Origin of the sequence: Acinetobacter sp. CIP-A165 (genome assembly GCF_000367985.1) — a bacterium.
Classification (GTDB): domain Bacteria; phylum Pseudomonadota; class Gammaproteobacteria; order Pseudomonadales; family Moraxellaceae; genus Acinetobacter.
In genome coordinates this window covers 1,258,779-1,278,378 of record NZ_KB849202.1, presented here as the reverse complement: position 1 = coordinate 1,278,378, position 19,600 = coordinate 1,258,779, and the positions used below count along the sequence as shown (strand labels likewise).

21 protein-coding genes are annotated in these 19,600 nt (G+C 40.3%); 17 read left to right on the top strand and 4 right to left on the bottom strand.

What is annotated here, in order from left to right; all coding sequences use genetic code 11:
* Positions 1-108 precede the first annotated feature (108 nt).
* Positions 109-1,599: an MFS transporter gene (locus F991_RS11560; protein WP_004671544.1), complete on the top strand. Its 1,491-nt coding sequence runs from the start codon at positions 109-111 to the stop codon at positions 1,597-1,599.
* A gap of 72 nt (positions 1,600-1,671) precedes the next feature.
* Here the strand turns inward: F991_RS11560 and F991_RS11555 are convergent, their stop codons facing one another.
* Entirely contained in the window at positions 1,672-2,361 is a 690-nt protein-coding gene (locus F991_RS11555; protein WP_004671542.1) for an FMN-dependent NADH-azoreductase, read from the bottom strand.
* A gap of 120 nt (positions 2,362-2,481) precedes the next feature.
* On the opposite strand from F991_RS11555, the gene F991_RS11550 reads away from it, so the two are divergent.
* On the top strand, positions 2,482-3,366 hold the full coding sequence (locus F991_RS11550; RefSeq protein ID WP_004671541.1) for a LysR substrate-binding domain-containing protein: 885 nt from the start codon (positions 2,482-2,484) through the stop codon (positions 3,364-3,366).
* On the opposite strand, the gene F991_RS11545 is transcribed toward F991_RS11550, so the two are convergent.
* Complete coding sequence (locus tag F991_RS11545) at positions 3,363-3,956, bottom strand: Maf family protein (RefSeq protein ID WP_004671540.1); 594 nt, start codon at positions 3,954-3,956, stop codon at positions 3,363-3,365. The genes F991_RS11550 and F991_RS11545 overlap by 4 nt on opposite strands.
* The gene (locus tag F991_RS11540; protein ID WP_004671539.1) at positions 3,956-4,339 is read right to left on the bottom strand and encodes a DUF2237 family protein; all 384 of its coding nucleotides are present in this window, start codon (positions 4,337-4,339) and stop codon (positions 3,956-3,958) included. Before F991_RS11540 ends, F991_RS11545 begins: the two co-directional genes overlap by 1 nt.
* A 140-nt stretch (positions 4,340-4,479) precedes the next feature.
* Between F991_RS11540 and F991_RS11535 the strand changes: the two genes are divergently transcribed.
* Together F991_RS11535 and F991_RS11530 are read left to right on the top strand one after the other, a co-directional pair.
* Complete coding sequence (locus tag F991_RS11535) at positions 4,480-5,670, top strand: phosphoglycerate kinase (RefSeq protein ID WP_004671538.1); 1,191 nt, start codon at positions 4,480-4,482, stop codon at positions 5,668-5,670.
* Positions 5,671-5,821: 151 nt separating this feature from the next.
* Positions 5,822-6,067: a hypothetical protein gene (locus tag F991_RS11530; protein ID WP_004671537.1), complete on the top strand. Its 246-nt coding sequence runs from the start codon at positions 5,822-5,824 to the stop codon at positions 6,065-6,067.
* A gap of 50 nt (positions 6,068-6,117) precedes the next feature.
* Here F991_RS11530 and F991_RS11525 read toward each other — a convergent pair whose 3' ends face one another.
* Positions 6,118-6,498, bottom strand: a complete 381-nt coding sequence (locus F991_RS11525) for a hypothetical protein (protein ID WP_004671536.1) — start codon at positions 6,496-6,498, stop codon at positions 6,118-6,120.
* Between the two features lie 250 nt (positions 6,499-6,748).
* On the opposite strand from F991_RS11525, the gene F991_RS11520 reads away from it, so the two are divergent.
* The 13 genes from F991_RS11520 to F991_RS11460 all read left to right on the top strand — a co-directional run bounded on the left by F991_RS11520 (position 6,749) and on the right by F991_RS11460 (position 19,595).
* Positions 6,749-7,327, top strand: coding sequence for a nitroreductase family protein (locus F991_RS11520; protein WP_034595556.1), 579 nt, complete (start codon positions 6,749-6,751; stop codon positions 7,325-7,327).
* Between the two features lie 47 nt (positions 7,328-7,374).
* Positions 7,375-8,448: an NAD(P)H-dependent glycerol-3-phosphate dehydrogenase gene (locus F991_RS11515; protein ID WP_004671532.1), complete on the top strand. Its 1,074-nt coding sequence runs from the start codon at positions 7,375-7,377 to the stop codon at positions 8,446-8,448.
* 191 nt (positions 8,449-8,639) lie between these two features.
* Positions 8,640-9,095: a SixA phosphatase family protein gene (locus tag F991_RS11510; RefSeq protein WP_004671530.1), complete on the top strand. Its 456-nt coding sequence runs from the start codon at positions 8,640-8,642 to the stop codon at positions 9,093-9,095.
* 38 nt (positions 9,096-9,133) lie between these two features.
* A complete protein-coding gene (gene gspL, locus F991_RS11505; RefSeq protein WP_004671528.1) occupies positions 9,134-10,285 on the top strand; it encodes a type II secretion system protein GspL in 1,152 nt (383 codons plus the stop codon).
* Complete coding sequence (gene gspM / locus F991_RS11500) at positions 10,285-10,764, top strand: type II secretion system protein GspM (protein WP_004671527.1); 480 nt, start codon at positions 10,285-10,287, stop codon at positions 10,762-10,764. Before gspL ends, gspM begins: the two co-directional genes overlap by 1 nt.
* 118 nt (positions 10,765-10,882) lie before the next feature.
* Positions 10,883-11,890: a quinone-dependent dihydroorotate dehydrogenase gene (locus F991_RS11495; RefSeq protein WP_004671525.1), complete on the top strand. Its 1,008-nt coding sequence runs from the start codon at positions 10,883-10,885 to the stop codon at positions 11,888-11,890.
* Position 11,891: 1 nt separating this feature from the next.
* Positions 11,892-12,485, top strand: coding sequence for a CvpA family protein (locus F991_RS11490; protein ID WP_004671522.1), 594 nt, complete (start codon positions 11,892-11,894; stop codon positions 12,483-12,485).
* A 24-nt stretch (positions 12,486-12,509) separates the two neighbouring features.
* Positions 12,510-14,048: an amidophosphoribosyltransferase gene (purF, locus tag F991_RS11485; RefSeq protein WP_004671521.1), complete on the top strand. Its 1,539-nt coding sequence runs from the start codon at positions 12,510-12,512 to the stop codon at positions 14,046-14,048.
* Between the two features lie 101 nt (positions 14,049-14,149).
* Complete coding sequence (locus tag F991_RS11480) at positions 14,150-16,039, top strand: M48 family metalloprotease (RefSeq protein ID WP_004671519.1); 1,890 nt, start codon at positions 14,150-14,152, stop codon at positions 16,037-16,039.
* A 216-nt stretch (positions 16,040-16,255) separates the two neighbouring features.
* Entirely contained in the window at positions 16,256-17,053 is a 798-nt protein-coding gene (locus tag F991_RS11475) for a PaaX family transcriptional regulator C-terminal domain-containing protein (protein WP_004671517.1), read from the top strand.
* A 121-nt stretch (positions 17,054-17,174) separates the two neighbouring features.
* Positions 17,175-18,158, top strand: coding sequence for a fatty acid desaturase family protein (locus tag F991_RS11470; RefSeq protein ID WP_004671514.1), 984 nt, complete (start codon positions 17,175-17,177; stop codon positions 18,156-18,158).
* Positions 18,159-18,277: 119 nt separating this feature from the next.
* Positions 18,278-18,694 carry a PaaI family thioesterase gene (locus tag F991_RS11465; protein ID WP_004671511.1) on the top strand — a complete coding sequence of 139 codons (417 nt, stop codon included), beginning with the start codon at positions 18,278-18,280 and terminating at the stop codon, positions 18,692-18,694.
* Positions 18,695-18,818: 124 nt separating this feature from the next.
* The gene (locus tag F991_RS11460) at positions 18,819-19,595 is read left to right on the top strand and encodes a hypothetical protein (protein WP_004671510.1); all 777 of its coding nucleotides are present in this window, start codon (positions 18,819-18,821) and stop codon (positions 19,593-19,595) included.
* Positions 19,596-19,600 lie beyond the last annotated feature (5 nt).

The window sequence follows — 19,600 nt, the reverse complement described above, 5'->3', positions numbered from 1 at the left end:
CTGTGATACAACCAGCAACAAATTAACTTAAATTTTAAAATTGGACAAGCGTTCAATTTTGATTATAATAGCACCAACTTGAACACCTGTCCAAATTTAGAGGCATTTATGTCACGCAAGTGGTTAATTCTTGCAATCGTTGTATTGATCTATCTCCCAGTTTCGATTGATGCAACCGTTTTACATGTCGCGACACCTACATTGAGTGAGTCGCTTTCTTTATCAGCAAATGAACTGCTATGGATTATTGATATCTATTCATTGGTCATGGCGGGACTTATTTTACCGATGGGTGCACTGGGTGATCGCATTGGTTATAAGCGCTTGATGATTATTGGTGGAATTTTATTTGGTCTTGCATCATTAGCAGCAGCATTTTCCTCAACCGCATGGGCGTTGATTGGTTCACGTGCTTTATTGGCTGTTGGCGCGGCAATGATTTTGCCTGCAACTTTATCCGCAGTTCGGAATACTTTCCTCGATGAAAAACAACGTAACTTCGCCTTGGGTATTTGGGCGACTGTAGGCGGTGGTGGAGCAGCTTTTGGTCCATTGGTTGGTGGTTTTTTACTGGAGCATTTTCATTGGGGCGCAGTATTCTTGATTAATGTGCCGATTGTATTGTTCGTTTTGGTATTGGCTACTTATATCGTGCCTAAGCAAGCAGGACAACCAAAGCAAAGTCTGAACTTATTACAAGCCCTTGTTCTCGTCGTCGCAATCCTGAGTATGATTTATGCGATTAAATCTGCCATGCATGGTGGCTCATTTGGGGCAATTTTAATCTTTGTCGTCGGATTGGGTTTATTGATTGGCTTCGTTCGTAAACAATTAACATCAACTTCGCCGATGATTGATATTCAGTTGTTTAAGCATCCTGTGATTGCCACAGGTGTGGTGATGGCGATTGTTTCAATGATGGCATTAGTTGGGTTTGAGTTGCTCATTTCCCAAGAGCTTCAGTTTGTCTATCAACTTTCACCACTCGCAGCAGGCGCATTTATTTTACCATTCATGGTTGCGATCAGCCTCGGTGGTCCAATCGCAAGCCTGCTGGTGAATCGTTATGGTTTACGATCAGTTGCATCTTTTGGGATGTTGATGAGTGCGGTGAGCTTATGGGGATTGGCAAATACTGATTTTATGCAAGCTCAAATACAAGCGTGGGCTTGGATGGTGGTATTAGGTCTGAGTGTAGAAATTGCTTTACTTGCCTCAACCTCTGCGATTATGTCTTCGGTTCCGCCAAGCAAGGCGACAGCAGCAGGTGCGATTGAAGGAATGGCGTATGAGCTAGGTGCTGGTTTGGGTATCGCATTTTTCGGGTTGATGCTTTCATGGTTCTATGCCAATTCGATCGTGATACCAAGCAATTTACCTCATCATTTGTTAGAACAAACCAGCAGTTCTATTGGCGAGGCGATTCAAGCCAGTAAACAATTACAGCCAGTGGTCGCTGAAAACGTCATTCAGGCGGCGAAACAAGCTTTTAGCCAATCACATCGCTCGGTCTTGACTGTTGCTGCATTCCTTTTCTTGGTACTGACCATGTTTATTTGGTTCGCTTTGCCGAAAAGAGTAGTCACAGTTGATGGGTAGGTTTTATTCTCCTCATTCAAATCAAGCATTTGGATGAGGGGATATTTGAAAACTATGTTGCTCGTGCTTTATTTATGCAGTGAGCATTTTCTTTGATTGGGTTGTTGTTAGCTCGGATACAAGTTTTTCAATTTTTTGCTTTGCACTGAGTATCGAGTCCTCATGTCTTTTGTCTCCAAATTCCTGATATTCAGAGCGAATTTCGAAGAATTGATCCACACCTAAATAATGACTGAGTACTTTGATGTGGGTGCCAAGGTGATTCATGTGTTCCCTGATTTCGCCTTCACCAAAACCAAATTCTCCACATGAACTGAGTAAAATTAAAGTCTTATTTGAAAATATCGGTTCAAGCGGGAAGTCACCTCTAGCTAAGTCAAAAGTAAAGGTTTCATTGATTCTTATCACCTGATCAAACCATGCTTTTAGTGCAGCAGGCATACCGTAATTATACATTGGGGTGGTGATCAAGATGATATCTGCTCTTGCAACTTCATCAATATATTGATCAGATTCAATTAACGCTGCTTTTTGTGCATCCGTTCTTTTTTGCTCAGGCGTAAATACCGCTTCAAGCCATAGTTGTGAAATAAAATTTGGGGTGTGATCTCCGATATCTCGATAAATGACTGGATCATCAGATTGTTGCTTTTTCCAATGTTTTATTAAATGTTGTCCCAACATTTTAGAAAGAGAACTATGTTTTTCACCTTCGCCGTAAAATGAACGGACGCTGGCATCAATATGCAGTAGGGTAGTCATTTGAAATTTACTCAATCTTATAGAACAGACTTTAAAGTTTGATGATTTGTATATGCGCTGACAAATGACATTATTTTTGTATAAGATGAGTTTTTCTCATCTTAAGAAATGGGGGCAGAAATGCTGAAGCGATTACCCTCACTAAATAGTATAAAAGTGTTTGAAGCAACCGCACGCTTAAAAAGTTTTAAAGCGGCTGCTCGAGAATTAAATGTATCGCCCACAGCAGTTTCACATCAAATCAGTGAACTGGAAAAAGAGTTGGAAATAAAGCTATTTGTACGTGGATTTAGGATAGTAACGCTAACCGAAGCAGGTGAAAAGCTCGCAGCGGTCAGTACAAAAATGATCTCAGAATTAAAACAAACTTTGTCTGAATTAACAGCTAGTGCTAAGAAAATCACCATTAGTACCACAAATGCTTTTGCAGCAATGTGGTTGGTGCCACGACTAAATGACTTTAAAAATTTACATCCCGATATTGATATACAAATTAAAGCGGATGATCAGATGGTCGATATAAATCATGATTTAAGTATTGATATGGCGATTCGTTACGGTGTAGCTGACCTTAAAAATTCTCATGTTGTCGCACTTGTAAAAGACACTTTTGGTTTATTTGCAACTCAACAATATTGGGCGAATCTCACAGATCAATCTCAAATGAGACTGTTTATGACTCAGTGGAAAAATGCAGATTTGTTAAAACATGATCACGCTGATTTCTTATCACAATTATTGGGACAAGAATATCCCAAGCCTGATTTTTTTGAGGATGAAAATCAGGTCATTCAGGCTGCTTTGGCAGGCTTAGGGGTTGCAGTGGTCAGTAAAATATTAGTACAGCAATCTGTTGCACAGGGTTGGCTATGTGAAAATGACTCAAGCCAACTTGCTTGGGAAAGTCCGTTCAGCTATTACACCATGCTGCCTAAGCGACATGTAGACCACAAGGGGCTACAGACTTTTCAACAATGGCTTAAGCAGCAGTTTATTGGCGTTTAAGGCAAATTAATTCCACGTTCACGCAAAATTTTACACAGTTGAATCATCGGTAAGCCCATCAACGTGGTTTGGTCATCACCGATCATTTTCTCAAATAGGCTGATTCCCAAGCGTTCGCATTTAAAACTACCGGCACAATGCAAAGGTTGATCTATTTCAATATAACGCTCAATTTCTGCAAGTGTGAGTGCTCGAAATTTTACTTGGTAATGTTCAACCAGCGTGGTTTCAAAACCTGATTGTGCATGTTGAACACTTAACGCGGTACTAAAGAAGACCGTTTTACTTGAGTTGGCTTGTAGTTGTCGAATGGCATTTTCAACGGTTAAAGGTTTAGCAATAAACTCATAAGGTGCATGTTCGCGCCAAGCCACTTGATCAGAACCGATCACAATGGCATGGGGGTGTTGTGCAGCAATAACACGTGCTTTTTCATAAGCCAAACGTTTGGCTAGATCATCAGCATGCATTTCACCATTTGCCGACTCATCGATATCAGGTGAAATACAGCGATAAGCCAAGCCTAAGCGATCCATAAGTTCTTTACGTGTTTGGCTGCTTGAAGCCAAAATAAGCTCAGACTGGTTCATTACACTGCGTATTCCACAAGGATATTGAGTGGTACATAGTGAAGTACTGCATTATGGCAGGCATTCAGTTTGATCGGTGGCGCTTGACCTGCTTCATAGGCTTCTACCCAGCGTGTCACACAGATACACCAGAAATCCCCAGGTTTGAGACCTGGGAAACTCATTTCTGGCAAAGGTGTGATGAGATCATTGCCGACTTTTTGGGAAAAATTTAAAAATTCAGAGGTCATTTGCACGCACATGGTGTGCTGACCTAAATCGGTAGTAGATGTGTGGCAGAAACCATTACGGAAGTACCCCGTAATTGGGTCATAACAACAACTGGCTAAAGGTTCGCCAAGTACGTTTAAACGATTAATTTTAGGATCTGGATGAATAGACATAATAATAAAAAGATATAAAGACGAGAGTTATCATAATCAAAAGTGAGGCTTTCGACAGCTTTTCTACAAAAAAAACTCACCTTTATTTTTGAGAATCATTTAAAATTGTGCCGTTTTTAAAATCAATTAGAGAGCCATCCATGAATTTCCAGCGCATGACTGACCTTGATTTAGCAGGTAAACGTGTTCTTATTCGTGAAGACTTAAACGTTCCTGTAAAAAGTGGGGAAATTACTAGCGATGCACGTCTACGTGCAGTGTTGCCGACCATTCAAGCTGCTTTAGAAAAAGGCGCAGCGGTTATGGTGTTTTCTCACCTTGGTCGTCCTGTAGAGGGTGAGCCAAAACCTGAACAATCACTTGCGCCAGTCGCTGCTTATTTAAGCAAAGCTTTGGGTCAAGACGTTAAATTATTGACTGACTATTTAGATGGCGTTGAAGTTGAAGCGGGCCAAGTGGTATTACTTGAAAACGTTCGTTTCAACCATGGCGAAAAGAAAAATAACGAAGAACTCGCAAAGAAATATGCTGCACTTTGTGATGTTTTCGTTATGGATGCATTTGGTACAGCACATCGTGCAGAGGCTTCGACTGAAGGCGCTGCTCGTTTTGCTCGAGTTGCTGCTGCTGGCCCTTTATTGGCTGCTGAGTTGGATGCTTTGGGTCGTGCTATGCAAACACCTGAAAAGCCAATGGTTGCAATCGTTGCCGGTTCTAAAGTCTCAACTAAACTTGATGTATTAAATTCTTTATCAACACTTTGTGATCAATTGATCGTTGGTGGTGGTATTGCAAATACTTTCCTAGCTGCTGCTGGCTTCAATGTGGGTAAATCACTTTATGAAGCTGACTTGATTGAAACTGCGAAGCAAATTGCTGCAAAGGTAAGTGTTCCATTACCGACCGATGTTGTGGTTGCTGATGCAAGTCAAATCAACTTTGATGATTTCTTAGGTTCTTTGGCAAATGCTCAAGCTGTCGTGAAAAAAGTTGAAGATGTGACTGATACCGACATGATTCTGGATGTTGGTCCTGAAACTGCAAAAGTTTTTGCTGAAATCTTGAAATCTTCAAAAACCATTCTTTGGAATGGCCCTGTGGGTGTCTTCGAGGTTGATCAATTTGGCGAAGGTACAAAAGCACTTTCACTTGCAATCGCAGAGTCAGCAGGTTTCTCAATCGCGGGTGGTGGCGACACACTTGCTGCAATTGATAAATATGCAGTTGCCGATCAAATTGGTTATATTTCAACAGGCGGTGGTGCATTCTTAGAGTTTGTAGAAGGCAAAACTTTACCTGCTGTAGCTGTATTAATTGAGCGTGCTCAATAAAGTTCTAACCTTTTGATTTATAACAAAAGATGAAAGAGGAGAGTCGATGTAAATCGGCTCTTTTGCTTTTTTATTGTCTTGTGGTCATAAAAATGTCACATTGTTGACATATGATTGTCATCAAACTAACCAGTTATGATGGGAAGCTGCAATGAATTTCAAACTAACTCTTATTGCTTTAATGATCGCACCAGTAATGGTATTGACTGCTTGCGCAAAGAAAGAAGAAGCGAAAACTGCTGAAGACCAAGAACAAGCAACTTCAGTTGTATCAACAGAGACGACTTCTGCTCAACAAGCTGCTATCGATGCAATTGATAAACCAATCATGGATGAGCACAATACTGATGTTGTTGAAGATGCTGATACAGAAGTTGCAGCAAGTGAACTTCAATAAGCTTTAACAGATACCAAAGCCGATGCATAGCATCGGCTTTTTTGTATTATTTAGTTCGCTTTGCAGTAAAAGGTCAGTGTGGTTTGATAGTCGTCGTCTTTAGATAAAGATGCTTTAGTACCCGTAATCGAGCCAAGTACACCTGCGGCAGCTTCGACCATTCTGCCAGTTTGCTCATCTACGACACCTTTTAACACGCCCTGATAAACCACTTTTTCATCCACCACAACAGCCGAGGTATTACGAGTACAGGTCTTCTGTGCAGCACTAATTGCATTGTTTTTAGAAATGAGACTGGTCTTGCCAATACCTGTCACTTCATATTGATTATTTTCTTTTTGAATGGCCAATGTACTGGTTGGAGTAGATGCACATGCTGTTAATCCAAGCGCTAAACCACCGATTAAACTAAGAACTAAATTTTTTTTCATTGCTTTTTCTCTAGTGATGAACATCATCTGATTATTGAAACATATAATGTTTAATTACTTTCGCAGCTTGTGTACAGTTTGTTGTGACACTTGGTAAGGGAAATTATCACATCTTAATCTCTAGCTCGTGATGTTATTTGCGGTGATGAAATTCGTTCATGAATATTGAACAAGCCTCAATTAGACGTAGTGAAAATTATTCAGATTATGCTAATCTAGCAAAATCCTTGCCTTAGTTAGATTCATGTCAATGACGGACTCAAATATAGAGACAATTCATCAAAATATTCATCAACGTCAATCTATTGGGCAGTTAATTGAACCAGCACCGAATACTGAGCAACTCGAAAAAGCAATTCAAGCTGCATTAACAGCGCCTGATCATCATCGCTTAAAACCGACGAGGTTCGTGGTCATCACGGCTGAGCATCGAGCTGCTTTTGGCGAACATTTGGCCAAGGCTTTAGCTGATTTAGGTGAAACAGATCCAACCCATTTGGAGCGTGCAAAACATCATCCGTTTCGCGCACCGATGTTGGTTTTAGCGTTAACAACACTTCAAGATCATCCTAAGGTTCCGCATTTTGAGCAAATCCTCAGTACAGGTGCTGCGATTCAGAACCTGTTGTTGTCTTTGCAGGCACAAGGCTTTGCAAGTATGTGGCGTTCTGGTGCTGTGGTTGAGTCCGATTGGCTTAAACAGCAATTAGGGTTACAAGCGCAAGATTTGATTTCAGGTATTATTTATATTGGTACGGCTGCTAAAGTCATTGCGCCACGTGCAGAAATAGAGAGTCAGAATTTTGTAAAAATATGGCAATCAACCTAATCTTATTTTTGAATGATTAAACAAAGAAATTAGTTTCAGGATAAAAAATGGCAGAGTTAAAATTTAGCGATTTAGTTGAACCCGTTGCAGTGGATCAAAAAACGGCATTAAGAATTACAGTACTTGGTGGTGGTAGCTTTGGTACCGCAATGGCTAATTTAGCTGCACGCAATGGTTGCGATACCATGATTTGGATTCGTGATGCAGCCGTCGCTGAAGAAATCAATCAGACCCATGTCAATAAACGCTATTTACCTGATTACACCTTAGAACCGACTTTACGCGCAGTCGCAGATTTAGAGCTGGCTGTTCGTGATCGCGATATTATTTTAGTGGCGATTCCAAGCCATTCATTTCGAGATGTACTTAAGCAAATCGCACCCTTTATCAGCGCGCAAGCAGTTGTTTCACTGACGAAAGGGATTGAAGCAAAAACTTTTAGTTTCATGAGTGAAATCATTCGAGAAGAATTGCCTGAAGTTCCTTATGGTGTTTTGTCTGGTCCAAACTTAGCCAAAGAAATTATGGCAAGTATGCCATCTGGTACGGTGATTGCGAGTGAATCAGAATTGGTACGCTATGCAGTACAACATGCATTACATAGCGCATTATTTCGTGTATTTGGCAGTGATGATGTGCATGGTGTTGAACTTGGCGGCGCGCTCAAAAATATTTATGCGGTTGCAATGGGAATGGGTGCTGCTTATAACATCGGTGAAAATACCAAGAGCATGATTTTAACACGCGCTTTGGCCGAAATGAGTCGTTTCGCCGTAGAGCAAGGTGCAAATCCACTCACTTTCTTGGGCTTATCTGGTGTCGGTGATTTATTTGCGACCTGTAACAGTCCATTAAGCCGTAATTATCAAATTGGTTTCGCCTTGGGTTCTGGCAAAACACTTGATCAAGCGACTAAAGAGTTGGGTCAAACGGCAGAAGGGATTAATACCATTGTTCAAGTTCGTACTAAAGCTGCCGAACTAGATGTGTATATGCCGATAACCAATGCTTTATATGAAGTTATTTTTGAAAATGCCCCACCCATGACGATCGCACTATCTTTAATGAAAAATGGTCATCGCAGTGATGTTGAATTTGTTTTACCTCACCATGAAGTTTGAACATTTTTCCCAAGCTCCCTCTAAATCCTTCTTCGATAAAGAAGAGGGGGCTTCCTATGAATTTAACGATTGATTAGGATTTGTGAGAGTTCCTGCTCTTAAAGGAGTGGGCTTGGGAGAGAAGAGGAATAAATTTATTAAATTGTCATCAATGATGGTTAATATAGAGATATAAAAAATAAGGTTATGTTATGCAACTTACATTAGTCCGCCACGGTGAAGCGTCTCCAGCAGTGAATGGGAATGATATGCAACGTCCTTTAACGGCGCGTGGTCATCAACAAGCTGAACAGACTGGGCTTTTCCTAAAAGATGTGATTCAACCTGAGATTTTTGTAGTGAGTCCATTATTACGTGCACAAGAAACTTTGGAACATATCAAGGCTCATTTTGCAGGAATCCCTGTTTTAATTTGCGATAAGATTAAACCAGATGATGATGCGAAAGGTGCAATTGAGTGGCTATCAAAACTGCCGTATGAATCAATTGCTGTGGTTTGTCATATGAATGTCATTGCGCATATTGCTGAGCAATTAACACTTGAAAGTTTTCAACCATTTGCATTGGCTGAAGCGCGGATTTATGATCAAGCTGTTATCGCCAATGGTTTATCTACGCAAAAGAATAGTTTTATTCCAACGATATAACGGACATTCCCGCAATAGAATAAGAGTACTAAACACGTATGTTGTATATATGGATGCCCGAAACCAACGGAACATGGTATTGGTCGACTGGGGAAAATTGGTTGCAGGCAAATAGTCTTGAACTATTGATTCAAGACTTGCAAGCGCATAGTGGAAAAGAAGCGGTTATTTATTTCCCAAGCCGAAATGCTCAAATGTTGCAGCAACCGATGACAAAGACGCATTACAAGCAATTAGGTCCAGAGGGCGTCAAGTATCTATTGGAAGAGTATGTGACTTTGCCGATTGATCACATGAAAGTCGTGCATCATTTTCATCAGGATCAATTGAATATTTTAGGGGTTGCTCAATCAACAATTGAAACTTGGCAGCATGCCTTAAGTTTATTGCCAATTGAAATAGTTGCTTTTCTACCAGACTTTTTGATTTTGCCTGAACCAGAAGCCAATCCTGAAAATAATCAGGTGGTGCTGGTCAATCTTTATGATCATTTGCTGGTCAGAGAAAATGCTTGGTTAGGCAACTCAGTTGATGATTTAGGGTTGTTTTTAGAATTCCAGCCAACCGAAACACAGTATCAATTTGCAAATTTAAATACCAATCAGCTAGATCAATTAGCAAGTGTTTCAAGTCGCGAGCAGCGTACTGAATTTAGTTACCAATTCCACCAAATCCCAAGAGCCAAGCAACATCCTTTCAATGTTTTCCCAAAAGCTAAAAATACGGATATTCAATGGTCAGGTTATTGGAAAGCTGCTGCTGTGGTTTTTATGGCCGTGATTTTTGTCCAATTGGGCTATGATGCATTACGTTGGTCAAAGCTTAAAAAGGTCGCTGATCAGACCGCACTACAAGCTGTGGATCAATACAAGTATTGGTTTGGCGAAAACAGTCGTGTGACTGAGCAAAATATTAAAAGCCAGTTTGAAAGCCAGTTGCGTATGAGTCGACTTGGAGATGCACAAGCACTCTCACTACTGAGTCGTGTCGGGCCTATTTTGATGCAAAATCAGATTGTGGCTCAACAGATGAGTTTTGATGCATCTGTATTGTCGATGGCTCTGAAAGCCAACTCAGCCAATGCTTTGCAAACATTGGTACAGCAACTCAATCAACAGGGTTTTCAAGCTGAATTAGGCAATGTTCAAGCGGACAGTGTCGGTGCGATTGGGACGGTAAAAATAAAATAATGAAAGCATTAACGCAAATACAAAATTACTTCGATCAGAAAGCAGAAGCTTTAGATCAGTATTTACAAACTTTATCGGCACGTGAACGCATCATGGTGATTTTTACGACTATTTTTGTCGTTGTGGTGGTCATTGGTTCAGCTTTATGGAAAATGCATAGTTTGGCGGATCAGCAACAAAAACGGGTGAATGAATTAAAAGATTTAACCGTTTGGATGCAGAGTAATGCCGCAACCATGAAACCTGCAAATGATCTTGAACTTTCCGCCGCAGATAAGATCCAACGCACGGCACAACAACAAGGACTTGCTGTTTCATCACAACCGAGTGGCGAGCAGATTCAAATTGTCGCTGAACATAAAAATTATGCTGTACTGGCAAACTTTTTGATGCAACTGTCGCAAATGGGACTGAGTGTGGTAAAAATGGAAATGGTCTCTAATAATAACCAGATCAAATTAACTGCAACGGTACAATAACAACGCATGCGTGCTTGAAATATCGGCAGAACCTAAAATAACTCTATGCTAAGCATGGTGTTTTGTTGAGCCTGTGCCTATAATATGGGTACTTGAAAATCAGTAGACTGTGATTGGTATGTTATATTCATTGGCGCGCCCTTTGTTGTTTACCTTAGCACCTGAACGTGCGCATGAACTCACACTCTCCATGCTCGGTAAAGCCCAAAAATTCGGTTTAATGCATCAAAAAGTCCCAGCAAAACCAGTGACCTGTATGGGGATCGAGTTTCCAAACCCAGTTGGTCTCGCTGCTGGTTTAGATAAAAATGGTGCACATATTGATGCTTTAGCGGCATTGGGTTTTGGTTTTATCGAAATTGGTACCATCACACCGCGCCCACAAGAAGGCAATCCACAACCTCGTTTATTTCGTATCCCTCAAGCAAAAGCAATTATTAACCGTATGGGGTTCAATAACGATGGGGTCGATCAACTGATTGAAAATGTAAAAGCAGCAAACTTCAAAGGTGTTTTAGGCATCAATATCGGAAAAAATGCGGATACGTCTGTTGAGGATGCTGTCTCTGATTATTTGATTTGTCTAGAGAAAGTTTATAATTACGCTTCTTATATTACCGTTAATATTTCATCACCAAATACTAAAAATTTACGTAGTTTACAAAGCGGTGATGCACTTACAGAATTGTTAAAAACTTTGAAAGATCGTCAACTTGAACTTTCACAACAATATAATCATTATGTTCCTTTAGTACTGAAAGTTGCACCAGACTTAACCCCAGAAGACATTGATTTTATTGCAGCGCAATTGTTGAAGTTTAAGATCGATGGTTTGATTGTGACCAATACCACATTAGGCCGTGAAGGGGTAGAAAATCTACCATATGGCGATGAATCAGGTGGTTTATCTGGCGCACCAGTATTTCAGAAAAGTACTGAATGTTTACGTCAGTTCTCTACAGTCTTGAAAGGACAAATTCCGTTAATTGGGGTCGGTGGTATTTTATCTGGCGACCAAGCTGTAGCCAAACAGCAGGCAGGCGCAAGCTTAATTCAAATTTATAGCGGGCTGATTTATACCGGTCCAGTGCTTGTGAAAGATTGTGTAAACGCGATGACATTGTGAAATGAACACGCTTGATATCATTATTCTGATCATCTTGCTCATTGGAGGACTGAACGGTTTGCGTCAAGGATTTATAAAAGCCTTTGCGAACTTGGTCGGATGGATATTCGCTTTGATCGTCGGAGCAAAGTACGCTGTCGTATTGGCACCTGCTATGAGCAGTCTAAGCCAAGATCCTGTTGTGCAAAAAATTGCAGCGTTTGCTTTTATCGTACTGATCATCGTGGTGTGTACGTGGATCGTTTCAGCCCTGTTGAATGGACTCTTGAAAACTTTAAAATTGGGCCCATTAAATCGTTTAGCAGGCGGTGCTTTTGGTTCATTAAAAGGACTGTTAATCGTCCTGGTTACCATGCAAGGCTTAGGACCTTGGGTTGAGAGTTCACCACACTGGAAACAGTCGAAATTTGTACAAATTCTATTACCTTATGCGCCTTTGGCTACAGAGTTATCCAAAGATGCTGCAAATCAAGCTTTAAACCAAATGACTTCCGAAGGTGCGTTATTACATCGCCCTTCAATTGACATGAATGAATCAGAACGTACTTCAGCCGATCATCGCGCTGATCATTCGACGAAAAATCCGTTTTATTAATCGCTAGCTTGTTGCGAGGTTGCTATGTGTGGAGTAGTTGGGATTGCCGGTAAATCGCCAGTAAACCAAATGTTATTTGATGCCTTGACGATGTTGCAACATCGAGGACAGGATGCAGCAGGAATCGTAACTTGCGATCAAGGGCGTTTATTTCTCCGCAAAGATAACGGTATGGTACGTGATGTATTCCATACTCGTCACATGCGTGCTTTACTTGGAAACTATGGCATTGGACACGTTCGTTATCCAACTGCTGGTTCATCAAGTAGCGCTGAAGCTCAACCATTTTATGTAAACTCTCCTTACGGTATTACGCTTGCGCACAATGGTAATTTAACCAATGCCGCAGAAATTCATGATGATCTGTTTAAAACAGATTTACGTCATATGAATACGGATTCAGATTCGGAAGTTTTACTCAACGTATTTGCCCATGAGTTGCAGAAATGTGGCACATTGAACCCAACACCTGAGGACATGTTTCATACCGTTTCTCGTGTGCATGAGCGTTGTAAAGGTGCTTATGGTGTGGTTGCAATGGTCACTGGTCATGGTTTAGTCGGCTTTCGTGATCCAAATGGGATTCGTCCTTTAATCTATGGTTCACGAGAAACCACACAAGGTACCGAATATATTATTGCTTCGGAGTCGGTGGCGATCACCGCGCTTGGTTTTAAAATTGAGCGTGATATTGAGCCAGGCGAAGCCATCTTTATCAATTCAGAAGGTGAACTATTCACCAAGCAATGTGCAGTAAATCCAGAATATCGTCCATGTATTTTCGAATACGTTTATTTTGCACGTCCAGATGCAATTATTGATGGCATTTCTGTTTATAAAGCTCGTTTGAAAATGGGTGAAAAACTTGCATATAAGATTTTAAAAGAATGGAGTGAGGAACACGATATTGATGTTGTGATTCCAATTCCTGATACCAGTCGTACTTCTGCATTGGAGTTGGCAAATATTCTTGGTGTGAAATTCCGTGAAGGTTTTATGAAAAACCGTTATATCGGACGTACCTTTATTATGCCGGGTCAGCAACAGCGTAAAAAATCAGTTCGCCAAAAACTGAATCCTGTCGAACTTGAGTTCAAAGACAAGAATGTTTTATTGGTCGATGACTCGATTGTACGTGGTACAACGTGTAATGAAATCATTCAAATGGCACGTGATTCAGGCGCGAAAAAAGTTTTCTTTGCTTCTGCTGCGCCTATGGTGAAATATCCAAACGTGTACGGTATTGATATGCCAGCGAAATCAGAATTAATCGCTTCAGAACGTACTGTAGAGGAAATTCGTGAAATTATTGGTGCTGATCGCTTAGTTTTTCAAGATTTAGAAGATTTGAAAGATGCTGTTCGTACCAGTAAAGTGCCTGATTTAACAGAGTTTGACTGCTCTGTATTTGATGGTGTTTACGTTGCTGGTGGAATCGACAAGGCTTATCTAGCTGATCTTGAACAAAAGCGTAATGATACAGCGAAGAAGCAAGCCGATGGCTATATTGATGTAAACATCGATGCTGCTTCAGTTGATTTAACTGGCATCAAAGAAGAGTAACGTACTGCATTGATAGAAAAGCGGGAGATTCCCGCTTTTTTATTCTATGATGGTGGCTACGAAACATCCTAATATAAACAATGTAATCAGGAAATTTTACATTGAAAGAAATGAGCCATTATTTAATTGAAAATAAAAGCATCGTATGGTCAATGAGTTTTTGTTGGCTCGCGATGCTGTTGACCGTTTTTATTCTCAATTTAATTTTGGGTCTGGTGGTTCATTTCTTTGATTATACGCAGCTCATTTGGTGGCATGCGCTTAGCCCGTATTTTATTGCCTTATTGATTTTCGTCATGTTGTGGTCTGTCGGTGCGGAACTTTATGTATTCCGTGAAGGCGGACATTCACTTGCGAAGCAGCTAAAAGCTCGACGTTTAGTGTTTGATGAAAGCACCCCAGAAGAAAACACGGCATTAAAAGTTGTAGAGCAAGTCGCAAATAGCTTTGCAATTGATACTCCAGCCGTTTACGTATTGCCTGATGAAGTCGGTGTAAATGCGCTAACGGCAGGTTTTAAATCTCAAGATATTGTGATTATTTTGACTTGGGGCGCATTGCAGAATCTAGATGAACTAGAGCTATATGGTTTACTGAGTTATGAGTTCAATCAGATTTTATCGGGTGAGGCGGTTGAAAATACCAAGCTTAAAATTCTCTACAGCGGCTTAACCACATTTAGTCAGTGGGGCAGTAAATTAGCACAGGCTGGCTATAGTCCTTATGCAACTAAACGTCGTAATAAGTTTGAGACGATTTTTGTTGCGATTGGTGGTGTGATTTGGCTAATCGGTAGTTTAGGTATCCTTATTACACGCTTTATTAAATATCTAACCTTGAGTGGTCGAACCTTTCGCAATGATTTGAAAACCATGCATTTGATGAATAATAATGCCAATATTCAAACGCTATTGCGTATCTATGTACATCACTCAGGCTCGCAAATTCACAGTGCCTATTCTGAATCGATTTCGCATATGTGCTTTGCCAACTCACTCAGCCCACAAAGTTGGATGAATATTCATCCAAGCATTAAAGAGCGGATCTACGAGCTAAATCCAACATTACTGCAAGATTTACAATTAGAAAATCTTAGAAAGTTGCGCAGTCGTCCGTTATTTAGTTTGTTCCGCTCATTGGAAGAGGAAATTACTGATGTCTCAACGCCGTGGAGCTCACCTCAGCCATTACCTTTGCTGCGCTTGTCTCCAATCAGTTTTGCATTGAATGATGCGATTAAGCCGCTAAATCCTGAAGTGCGTAAGCATAAGAAGCGCCCTGAATTGATTCAAAGGGCAATGCAGACGGCAACTGGCTCACGAGAGCTTATGGTGGCGATTTTAATGATTCGCCAATACCGCGAGTTTATTCCACAAGATGCACCAGTAAGTCATGCCATAGTCGATGCTTTGTTAAATTTAGATGGTCGAATTCATGTCCAAATCTTCCATGATGCGTGTAAAAATATTGGTCACATGCCGACCAGTATCGCACGTCAGTTTTTAACGAAATTAGCGTCGATTATACAAGCGGATGGTGAAGTGGGGTTGCTAGATGCTTTGCTCCTAGAGCGCGTGAAGCATGAGTTAAACTTGATGCCAGCACATCTACCAGCAGCATTTGAAGACGTGAAGTCTCAGATTGTTCATTTGATCGATGCTTTATTGCATGTACAACAAATTAATAGTCCAAATCAACTCGAAGTACGCGAACGCATTTTAAGATTTCTTTTAACTGAAGATGAAATGCGAATGTATGCGGACATTTCAGATGAGCCACTTGATCTTGCTGAAATTTTAAATGATGTGTCTGGACTGCTGTTACGTGATCGTCTCAATATCTTAGCCATTGCTGAGCGGTGTTTGTGGAGTGATCGGATCATTACGCAAGATGAGCTAGATGTTTTAGAATTGTTATATTGGCGTTTGGGCTTTGAGACCAAAGAAGTTGTTGAACAAATGCAGAAGAAAAATAGTTTGATGATTATTTAAGATAAAATTTGCACGTGTCCATGATCTTTTGAGCATGCCTTTGATCGGTAGCGTATAAAAATTGCAGTGTGCAATGCTAGAATTTCTAAACCCTTTAAGCCGCTTTTATCATTCATTGCACCCGCTTTGTATTTCTTCTATGGGGAGAACAAAAGGTATTTATGAAAGAATTCTATGGTTTAAATTTTTATATTTTTAAATTGGTTCAATAGCAATATGATAATAGTGAAACTAAATGCCCGAGATTTAATTATTGATTTACTTTTAGGTTCGCAAGGCCGTGAGATTTCGATTAAACAAATTATTATTGCCGCTAAATTGTTTGAAATTAGTGAGAATAGTATTCGTGTTGCTGTAACTCGTCTATCGGGTGAAGGCGTGATCGAAGCCATTGAGCGTGGCGTGTACCAGTTTACAGCCCAATCACATGAGTGGGCAGATGTCATGTTGAATCGTAAGCGTGGTATTAAACGTACTAAAGTCTGGAATCACCAATATCTTGCGGTGTTTACTGGTGAGTTAGGACGGGTTGACCGTACTGCATTGAATCGTCGAGAAAGAGCATTAAAACATTTTGGTTTTAAGGAACTAGAACAAGGTATTTATATTCGTCCAGATAATCTTGCGATTTCATTCGCAGATATTGTCTCAGCATTACAAGCGACTGGTTTAGAGAGCAGCGCCAAGATTTGTCAGATTAATCATTTTGACCCAGCAACTTTGGTCAGTATTCCTAAATTATGGCCGACACAGACACTGAATCAAAATTATGAGAAATATAGTCAGATGATTCAAGACTGGTTACTGACGGTCAACCAGTTAGACTTGGATGATGCAACGAGAGAATCTCTATTGTTGGGTCGCCAGACCATTTCCTTGTTAATGAATGATCCATTATTACCCGAAGATTTTGTTGATGTCGAACTTCGGGATCAGTTTGCATCCAGTGTTCAGCAACTCGATCAAACGGGGTTAGCACTATGGGCCAAGTTTTATGAGGAAAGTGCGGTATAAGTATCGATTTTGATATTACAAAATATATCTTTTAAATTTATTGATAGAAATATTACATGATTTAAAATAAAATTATAATTTACGTATTTATGAAAATAAAATAAATAGGCAGGATAGCGAAATGAATACACGTGTCGCAATGAGCGATTTATTCAGTAGGGAAGAAATCACGGCACTCACAGCCAAATCGGATGTACATGGTGGTTGGGCGGTATTGTCAACTTGGGCAGTCATCGGTGGAACGTTTGCCGCTGTCGCGACCTCTTGGGAATATTTGCCTGCTTGGGGCAAATTATTAATGTGTGTCGCTGCGTTGGTGGTTTTGGCTGGTCGACAATTGGCATTGGCTATCTTAATGCATGATGCTTCACATCAAAGTTTATTTAAAACTAAATGGCTGAATGACACCGCGACAGATTGGTTATGTGCACGCCCAATTTGGAATGATCTACATAAGTATCGCGCGCATCACATGCGTCATCACAGTAAAACCTCAACAGTCGATGATCCTGATGTATCACTCGTTGCAGGCTTTCCAACCTCGAAAAAATCTTTGAAGCGCAAATTTATCCGTGATTTATCTGGTGTTACGGGTTTTAAATTTGCGGTTGGGCGAGTGTTGATGGATATTGAGAAAATGCAATGGACGGTTTCGAATGATCGTCGCTGGATTTCTCAGGAAGGACGACATTGGTCTGATTATCCAAAAGCCTTTTTAAAAAACAGTGCAGGGGCGATTGCAACCAACGCCGCTATGTTTTCTGCATTGTGGGCGGCAGGTCATCCTAAACTGTATGCGCTTTGGGTTTTGGCTTATTTAACCCCGTTTCCATTGTTTTTACGTGTTCGCTCTATGGCAGAACATGCCGGTATGCCAACGAGCAACAGCGCTTTAACCAATACCCGCACCACACAAGCAGGTTTTATCGCACGAGCTTTAGTCGCACCGATTCATGTCAATTATCATAAAGAACATCATTTGATGGCGACAGTTCCTTATTTTAAATTGCCAAAAATGCATCAAATGTTACGTGAGCGTGGACATGTTTCTGAACCGCCAACCTATTGGCAAGTGCTAAATGAACTTTCCAATCGTGTAGATTGAAATTGCATTAAGCTCTAAGAATAGGTGAGGTCTGTATACTCTACGCCATGCGTATATAAATGACAGATAAGACCTCACTGACACAATTAAAACTTTTGAAAATCGATATTAGGTCGCAAATGACAATTACGAAACATGAAATTATTGACTTTCTCGCTCAAGAATTTCCACAAGCACTCAGAAAATGTAGTATTGAAGCGATAACACCTAAAGGTGCGGAGTTGTTATATCAAGTTGATCAGGAGGATTTGCGTCCTGGTCAGACAGTATCAGGTCCGACCTTAATGTTGGTGGCTGATTTTGTATTGTATGTGGCGATTATGGGGCATTTAGGGTTGGTTGCCATGGCAGTCACAACCAATATGACGATTAACTTTTTTCGTAAGCCCAAAGCAGGTCAGAATATACGAGCAGTTTGTAAATTGATTAAAGTGGGCAAAACTTTAGTGACAGGTGAAGTTTGGTTATATTCTGGTGATGAGGAAGAAGCTGTGGCACACGTTATCGGAACCTATGCGATACCACAAAAATCTTAGAATAATTTTAAAAATAACAACGACAAATACTGCAAATCATAACAACATTTCAGTATGCGAAAGAGTCAGAACATGCTACAACTAAGCTGTTCAAACTTATTTGTTCTGACTAATTTCTACAGATATGACTATACCGCTTGACCTTACCCCTTTATCGCAAATTGAATCAAATCAAGAACATATTTTAGCGATTAAACGTAATGATTTATTGCCTTTGTTCAACGATCCTCATCGTTTGAATCATTATGCCGATCATTTGGTTCAAGCACAAAGTGTCTTGTTGAATGGGGTTGATCCCAAACTCAACCAACAACTCAGTGAAGTGATCACTCAAATCATTCAGCAATTATCGCAATCAAAGAAGTATGTAGGCGGTAGAAGATTTAATGCATTACAGAAATGGTTAGGCATTGATATTGAATATGATGCTGGTCAAGTCAAATATGTCAAAGATTTAGATCAACTTATTCAGCAAGCCAATCATTTAAGCCAAAGATTACAGATTGAAATTCAAAAATCTCAATCTCGATTACAACAAGTGTTGGGCCTAAGAGAGCAAATGGCAGCATATATTGTGGCGGCAGAGCAGTTTTTAAGCGAATATCCAGCATTTAGCAAACAGCAAACACTTGATCATTTTGTAGAGCGGCTTTCAAAAAAAATTAATACTTTACAAACCTTACAGGCGAGCAATGATATTGCAATGAAACAGATGCAATTGTCTCAGCATTTGTCTTTTAGTCTATTAGACCGTTTCAAAGAAGCTCAGCAAGTTTTAATTCCTGCGTGGCAATATCATTTAAAGCAAAGTCGTGAGTCAAATTCTTCGGCTGTACTTGAACAGCTCGATAAGAGTAGAGAAAATCTAATCCAAAATCTGAAGAAATCATTACAGAAATAAGAGGG